The 6,689-nt window shown below is 59.2% G+C and carries 8 protein-coding genes and 1 rRNA gene; 5 read left to right on the top strand and 4 right to left on the bottom strand.

All coding sequences use genetic code 11. The features are described from left to right. Positions 1–107: ribosomal RNA gene (locus ACQ4W6_RS01780) — 16S ribosomal RNA — on the bottom strand; the annotation flags it as partial. Positions 108–485: 378 nt separating this feature from the next. Continuing rightward, positions 486–1,262 carry an enoyl-CoA hydratase gene (locus ACQ4W6_RS01775; protein ID WP_436565458.1) on the bottom strand — a complete coding sequence of 259 codons (777 nt, stop codon included), beginning with the start codon at positions 1,260–1,262 and terminating at the stop codon, positions 486–488. 98 nt (positions 1,263–1,360) lie between these two features. On the opposite strand from ACQ4W6_RS01775, the gene ACQ4W6_RS01770 reads away from it, so the two are divergent. Continuing rightward, on the top strand, positions 1,361–2,644 hold the full coding sequence (locus ACQ4W6_RS01770) for an MFS transporter (RefSeq protein WP_436565471.1): 1,284 nt from the start codon (positions 1,361–1,363) through the stop codon (positions 2,642–2,644). A gap of 137 nt (positions 2,645–2,781) precedes the next feature. Continuing rightward, positions 2,782–3,219, top strand: coding sequence for a universal stress protein (locus ACQ4W6_RS01765; RefSeq protein ID WP_436565457.1), 438 nt, complete (start codon positions 2,782–2,784; stop codon positions 3,217–3,219). Between the two features lie 56 nt (positions 3,220–3,275). Here ACQ4W6_RS01765 and mltA read toward each other — a convergent pair whose 3' ends face one another. Next, a complete protein-coding gene (gene mltA, locus ACQ4W6_RS01760) occupies positions 3,276–4,565 on the bottom strand; it encodes a murein transglycosylase A (RefSeq protein ID WP_436565456.1) in 1,290 nt (429 codons plus the stop codon). A 10-nt stretch (positions 4,566–4,575) separates the two neighbouring features. On the opposite strand from mltA, the gene ACQ4W6_RS01755 reads away from it, so the two are divergent. After that, positions 4,576–4,722, top strand: a complete 147-nt coding sequence (locus tag ACQ4W6_RS01755) for a hypothetical protein (RefSeq protein WP_436565455.1) — start codon at positions 4,576–4,578, stop codon at positions 4,720–4,722. 24 nt (positions 4,723–4,746) lie between these two features. On the opposite strand, the gene apaG is transcribed toward ACQ4W6_RS01755, so the two are convergent. After that, on the bottom strand, positions 4,747–5,121 hold the full coding sequence (apaG, locus tag ACQ4W6_RS01750; RefSeq protein WP_436565454.1) for a Co2+/Mg2+ efflux facilitator ApaG/CorD: 375 nt from the start codon (positions 5,119–5,121) through the stop codon (positions 4,747–4,749). Between the two features lie 177 nt (positions 5,122–5,298). Between apaG and rpe the strand changes: the two genes are divergently transcribed. Together rpe and ACQ4W6_RS01740 are read left to right on the top strand one after the other, a co-directional pair. After that, a complete protein-coding gene (gene rpe, locus ACQ4W6_RS01745; protein ID WP_436565453.1) occupies positions 5,299–5,973 on the top strand; it encodes a ribulose-phosphate 3-epimerase in 675 nt (224 codons plus the stop codon). Continuing rightward, a complete protein-coding gene (locus ACQ4W6_RS01740) occupies positions 5,973–6,689 on the top strand; it encodes a phosphoglycolate phosphatase (RefSeq protein ID WP_436565452.1) in 717 nt (238 codons plus the stop codon). Before rpe ends, ACQ4W6_RS01740 begins: the two co-directional genes overlap by 1 nt.

The raw sequence follows: 6,689 nt of genomic DNA, 5'->3' as shown, positions 1-6,689 counted from the left end.
CCCGTTCGCCACTCGCCACCAGAGCAAGCTCCGTGCTGCCGTTCGACTTGCATGTGTAAGGCATGCCGCCAGCGTTCAATCTGAGCCAGGATCAAACTCTTCAGTTTAATCTCTGTTACTTTGCCATTTTATTGGCACCGTCTTGCGACGGGTCGCTCACTCAAAAAACTGACAGGCTACTTCCGAAGAAGTATCCTATTTCATTATTTCTTGTGAACATTTGATATTTTAAGTTAGACGCCAATCCGAAGATCGACGCTGCACTTGCATCAAATGTCCACACTTATCGACTGTTAATTGTTAAAGAACTGTGATCGGCACTGCTTTCGCGCTATCGACAAAGCGTTGTGTTTGTCAGCTGCGAAGAAGAAAGAGTATGAAGCATTTCGCTAAATCCGTCAACATCTTCTTTTTTACTGCATCGCCGTTTCCGGTGATCCTCAACTGCCGCATTTGACTGCGTCTCATTGGGGAGGCGAATCATATCAAAGACCATCGAAGTTTGGCAAGCGCTTTTCCAGGAAAGCGTGCATGCCTTCTTTTTGAGCAGGTGTGCCGAAGGCGGCCTGGAACAAACGGCGTTCATAGGCGACGCCATCGGTCAGGGTAGTTTCGAAGGCGCGGTTGACGCAATCCTTGATCATCATGGCAACCGAGGTCGGCATGGCGGCGATGGTCTTGGCGGCAGCCAGGGTTTCTTCCAGCAATTTATCGGCCGGCACCACGCGCGACACCAGGCCGATGCGTTCAGCTTCATGCGCGTCGATGGTACGTGCCGTCAGCAACAGGTCCATGGCCTTGGCCTTGCCGATGGCGCGCGGCAGGCGCTGCGTACCGCCCGCGCCCGGCGTGACACCGACCTTGATTTCCGGCTGGCCAAATTTGGCGCTGTCGGCGGCAATCAGGAAATCGCACATCATGGCCAGCTCGCAGCCGCCGCCCAGCGCATAGCCGGCGACCGCGCCCACCACGGGTTTGCGCACGCGCAAGATATGCTCCCAGTTGCGGCTGATGTAGCCCTGGGTGAAAGTATCGGGATAGGTATACTCGGCCATGGCCGCGATGTCGGCGCCGGCGGCAAAGGCTTTTTCGCTGCCCGTGAGCACGATGCAGCCGATATTCTCGTCGGCATCGAACTTGAGCAGCGCATCGCCCAGTTCATTCATCATGCGTTCGTTCAAGGCATTCAGCGCTTTCGGGCGGTTCAGGCGTATCACAGCCACTTTGTCCTGGATGTCGATGATCAAGTCTTCGTATTGCATATAGTCTCCTCTGGATGAACACGGTAACAACGATTGTAGCGGCTAACGGCAGCGGCGCGGCAGGCACGCTGCTATTATTGTGAGCCTGATCATTTCTTATCGAGCGGCAAATTTTCTCCTCTTTCCTCCAGTCTTGCGCCAACCGCCTGCGCGGTGATGGCAGCGCCGCCACGATCAATTTTCGCCGCCTGTGGTTCAGCAATGGCCTCAATTGCTTCGGCGCCCAGATCACCTCACTGGCCTTGCCCCTGTGCGCGGTACTGCTGCTGCATGCGACGCCGGAACAAATGGGCTTGCTGGTCGCCCTGCAGGCGCTGCCGTTTGCCCTTTTCGGCTTGCCCGTCGGCGTGCTGCTGGACCGGCGCAGCAAACACCCGATCATGCTGTTCAGCGAAACCATGTCCGGCCTGGCCCTGGCCAGCGTGGCCATCGCTTACTGGTGCGGCGTGCTGTCGATGCCGTGGTTATATATAGTAGGATTCATTATCGGCACGGGTTTCGTCGTGGGCGGCGGCGCAGAACAAGTCTTCCTGACTTTTTTGGTGGGGCGCGACGGCTTGATCGATGCCCAATCGAAATTTGCCGCCACAGAATCGGCGTCGCGGCTGATCGGCCCCGGCCTGGCCGGCGTGCTGGTGCAAGTGCTGTCGGCGCCGGTCGCCATCCTGTGCACGGCCTGCGGCTATCTTGTTTCCGTGTGCAATCTGCGTGCCATGAGCGTGCGCGATCCGCGTCCCGCGCCATCCGATAAGCACGCCTTGCGCGACATCGCCGATGGCTTGCTGTTTGTCTGGCGCGAACCGCTGCTGCGCGCGCTGGCCTGGGGCGCCGGCATCTGGCACTTCCTGTTTTACGCCAGCATGGCCTTGACAGTGCTGTTTGCCACGCGCGATCTGGGCATGAGTCCCGGCGTGCTGGGCATGACGCAAATGCTCGGCGGCGCCGGCGTATTGCTGAGTGCCATCATCGTCAAGCCGCTGACAAAGCGCTACGGCACCGGCCGCACCATCCTCATCGGCCTGGCGTCAACCTCCGTGTGTTTTGCGCTGACGCCAGCGATACCCGCCTCTTTATTCGGCAGTGCGGCCGCCAGCGCCGTGGCGTATGGCGTGCTGATGTTCTTTTTTGATTGCGGCGTGATGCTGTTCTTTATCCCCTACCTGGGCTTGCGCCAGAAAGTCACGCCCGATGCCATGCTGGGCCGCATGACGTCCACCATGCGTTTTTTGACGGTGGCCACGGCACCGCTGGGCGCGCTGGCAGCCGGCTCGATAGCCGAACATTTTGGCGTGCGTAATGGCCTGGCCTGCATCGCCGCCGGCAGCATCGCATTGACGATCGCCATGGTGTGGGGCACGCCGCTACGTAGCGTGCGCACCTGAAGCTGCGAACAGGCATACACTGTTAAAAGATTGCCTTGACGACACTATTCATGGCAAAGCTTGTCAGGTTTGATTTACATCAAGGAATTCATTGAGGTAAGTCCATAAGCTGTCTCACATCACATCAGGAGCATGCCATGTTCAATACCATATTATTTCCCACCGACGGCTCGCCGTTGTCTGACAAGGCTGCCGAGACGGCCATCGCCTTCGCCCAATTAAACAAGGCCAAGCTGGTCGCCATCAGCGTGGTACAGCCGTTCCCGTTTTCGCCAATGGCAGATGGCGGCATCGTGCTCGACGCCGGCCTGTATGAACAGCAGATGCAGGAAGCATCGCAACGCGCGATCGACAAGATCGGCGAAGCGGCGCGCGCCGCCAGCGTGCCGTTCGAAGGCCTGGTAGCCGTATCGCCCAGCCCGCACGAAGAAATCGTCAATGCGGCGCAAACCTATCAGTGCGACATCATCCTGATGGCCTCGCATGGCCGCAAGGGCTTGAACAAGCTGTTCGTGGGTAGCGAAACGCAAAAAGTACTGGCGCATACCCATTTGCCAGTGATGGTTCTACGTTAATACTCGTCCACCCCGCCCGGCGCCGCGCCGCGCCGCACCGCGCCGCACAAATAACATTAGCGCGCCGGCGCCTGTTTCGGCAACAACACCCACACGGCGCCGCTCTGCTTCATGCGGCCCGCGTTCTCCGCCGCTTCCGCACCAAAACCAAAGAAATAATCGACACGGATAGGCCCGCGAATGGCGCCGCCCGTATCTTGCGCCATCACCAGGCGCTGCATGGGGATATCGCTATTGGCTTGCGTGGTGGCCAGGAACACGGGCGCACCCAGCGGCACATAGCGCGAATCGATGGCCACCGAGCGCTGCGGTGTCAGCGGCACGCCCAGCGCGCCCTTCGGCCCCACTTTCGGATCGGGCAAGCGCTCTTCCTTGAAGAATACATAGCTGGGATTGGCGTTGAACAACTCATCCTTGCGCGTGGGATGGCCGGCGATCCACGCCTTGATGCCCTGCGCGGACGCTTGGCTCATGCTCAGTTCGCCCTTCTCGACCAGATAACGGCCGATGGATTTGTATGGATGGCCATTCTGGTCCGCATACGCGACGCGTACGGTTTCCTGCGTATCGGTCAGCTGCACGCGCCCGGAACCCTGCACTTGCAGGAAGAACGCTTCCACTTCGTCATCAACCCACAACAATTCCTTGCCGGTAACGGACGTGGCGCGCTCGATGTCTGCACGCGTGGCGTACGGCACCACCTTCTTGCCCACCAGCTTGCCGCGCAGGCGCATGTTTTTCAGTTCCGGATACACGCCGGCCAGATCGACCGAGACCAGGTCGTCAGGCACCTTGTACAGCGGTGTCTGGTACGGGCCACCACGCTTGCGCGCACCGTGCAGCAAGGGTTCATAGTAACCAGTGACGAGGCCAGTACTGGCGCCATCGGCAGTGATGACTTGATTTGGCACAAAGAAGGTTTCAAAAAACAGGCGGATGGCCTTGTCGCTGTCGGCATTCACCTGGCGCGCGATCGTGCATGCCTCTTTCCAGTCAGGGCGCTTGAGCAGCACGCCACACGAGGCCATGAAGGCAGGCCATGCGGCGCGCATGTCGTCGCGGCCCCAGCCCGGCAAGGCGGCAAACTGGGCAGGCGCAAACGTGGGTGCAGCCGCATCCGTGGCATCCTTGGCATCCTTGGCATCCCTGGCTTCGGCTGCGGCCGGCTTGGCCGGAACAGGCTTGACGACGGACGGGGCAATCGCCGGCGCCTTGCCGTCGGCAGCGCCGGGGACGGCAGGCGGCGTGGTGCACGCGGAAAGCGCAAGCGCGACGCCACCGATTGAAACGAGTAGACTACCGCGTGTAAATAGACGGCGGGTAAATAGGCTGCGGGTAAATAACATAGGAGTGCGTATGTGGATCTTGATGGTAGAGGCGCTGGTGGCGTTCTTCTTGCTGGCATTTATAGTCTGGTGGACCATGTATTCGGGCAAGAAACCGGCGCCTCCAGTACGCAAGCAACTCAGCGAAGCGCAAGACGCCACCGAAAAACTGAAATAGCGGGCGCGAGCCACCGGCTTGTTCTTAATGCAGGGTACGTGGCACCGACAGCACGAATTCGGGAATGGCCGCCTCGAACTGATGGCCATCTTCGGCCACGCAGAAGTATTCGCCGCGCATCGAGCCTTGCGGCGTGGTCAGCATGGTGCCGCTCGTGTATTCGAATTGCTCGCCCGGCTGCAGCAATGGCTGGTGGCCGACGGCGCCCAGGCCACGCACCTCTTCCACCTTGTCATTCGCATCCGTGATGACCCAGTGGCGCGAAATGAGTTGCGCGCCAACGCTCCCCGTATTGACGACGCGTATGGTGTAGCTGAACACGTGCCGTCCCTGGTCCGGTGCCGATTGCTCGGGCAGATACTGCGTCTTGACCGTTACCGTAAATTCATAAGTCGCCATCGTCATTCCTCTTCAGACATTGCCAGTCGTATATTGCATGTATCGCGTATCGCGCGTGCCGCATTGGCCACCGCGCGCTGTGTATTCTGTGTGTCACTGTGCTTCAATAAGGCATGGTGACGGCGTCAAGCGTAAAATAGCGCATCTTCGCATTTTCTATCCTTTGGCTACTTCACCATGACAACATTCCGTATTGCTCCCAGCATCCTGTCCGCCGACTTTGCCCGCCTGGGCGAGGAAGTGCGCAACGTCGTCACCGCCGGCGCCGACATCATCCACTTCGACGTGATGGATAATCACTATGTGCCGAACCTGACCATCGGCCCACTGGTGTGCGAAGCGATTCGCCCGCACGTGCAAGTACCCATCGATGTGCATCTGATGGTCAAGCCTGTTGATCGCATTATCCCGGATTTCGCCAAGGCTGGCGCGAACATCATCACCTTCCACCCGGAAGCGTCGGAACATATTGACCGTTCGCTGCAACTGATCCGCGATAACGGCTGCAAATCGGGCCTGGTTTTCAACCCGGGCACGCCGCTGCACTACCTGGAACACGTGATGGACAAGATCGACATCATCCTCATCATGTCGGTCAATCCAGGCTTCGGCGGCCAGTCCTTCATCCCGCATACGCTGAAGAAAATCGCCGAAGCGCGCCGCATGATCAATGAATCGGGCCGTGACATCATGCTGGAAGTCGATGGCGGCATCAAGATCGACAACATTGCCGCCGCTGCCGCTGCCGGCGCCGACACCTTCGTCGCCGGCTCGGCCATCTTCGGCAAGCCTGACTACAAGGCTGTCATCGACGCCATGCGCGCGGAACTCGCAAAAGTGGCAGGCGCCTGATGCAGGCGGGCACGGTAAAAGACAGGGTACTGGCCGGCGTGCGCGCCGCCATCATCGACCTCGATGGCACGATGCTCGACACCGTGCCCGATTTCCATGTCGCCATCAACGCCATGCGCGCCGAATTTGCTCTCGCGCCCATCAGCGCCGAGGCCATCAAGCTGATGGTGGGCAAAGGCTCGGAAAACCTGATCCGCACGGTGCTGGCCAAGGATTTCGATGCGGCCGGCGTGGAACAGCGCTTCGAGCAGGCAATGGATGCCTACCAGCGCCACTACCTGGCCATCAATGGCCAATTCAGCACCCTGTACCCTGACGTGATCGCAGGACTGGAAGCGATGAAAACGGCTGGATTGCGCCTGGCGTGTGTCACCAACAAGCCGATCGCCTTCGCCCTGCCCCTGCTGAAACAGAAAAAACTGGATGGCTATTTCGAGATCGTCTACGGCGGCGATTCGCTGGCGAAGAAGAAACCGGACCCACTGCCGCTATTGCAGGTATGCATGGACTTCGACCTGGCACCAGCCAAAGTGGTGGCCATCGGCGACTCATCGAATGACGCGCAAGCGGCACGGGCTGCGGCTTGCCCCGTGCTGACCGTACCGTATGGCTACAACCACGGACACTCTATACACGACACCGATTCCGATGGTATAGTAAATACGCTGCTCGAAGCGGCCCATTTTATTAGCATGCAAAACAGACCAGCATACTGA

It is taken from the genome of Janthinobacterium woesei (assembly GCF_051380875.1).
Lineage (GTDB): Bacteria > Pseudomonadota > Gammaproteobacteria > Burkholderiales > Burkholderiaceae_D > Janthinobacterium.
The sequence above is the reverse complement of the archived record's forward strand: the minus strand, read 5'-3'. Positions and strand labels throughout refer to the sequence as shown.

Bases quoted from the DNA above. Each gene is read 5' to 3' on its own strand.
- ACQ4W6_RS01775 (WP_436565458.1), bottom strand. From the start codon at position 1,262: ATGCAATACGAAGACTTGATCATCGACATCCAGGACAAAGTGGCTGTG.
- ACQ4W6_RS01765 (WP_436565457.1), top strand. From the start codon at position 2,782: ATGTTCAATACCATATTATTTCCCACCGACGGCTCGCCGTTGTCTGAC.
- mltA (WP_436565456.1), bottom strand. From the start codon at position 4,565: ATGTTATTTACCCGCAGCCTATTTACCCGCCGTCTATTTACACGCGGT.
- ACQ4W6_RS01755 (WP_436565455.1), top strand. From the start codon at position 4,576: ATGTGGATCTTGATGGTAGAGGCGCTGGTGGCGTTCTTCTTGCTGGCA.
- apaG (WP_436565454.1), bottom strand. From the start codon at position 5,121: ATGGCGACTTATGAATTTACGGTAACGGTCAAGACGCAGTATCTGCCC.
- rpe (WP_436565453.1), top strand. From the start codon at position 5,299: ATGACAACATTCCGTATTGCTCCCAGCATCCTGTCCGCCGACTTTGCC.
- ACQ4W6_RS01740 (WP_436565452.1), top strand. From the start codon at position 5,973: ATGCAGGCGGGCACGGTAAAAGACAGGGTACTGGCCGGCGTGCGCGCC.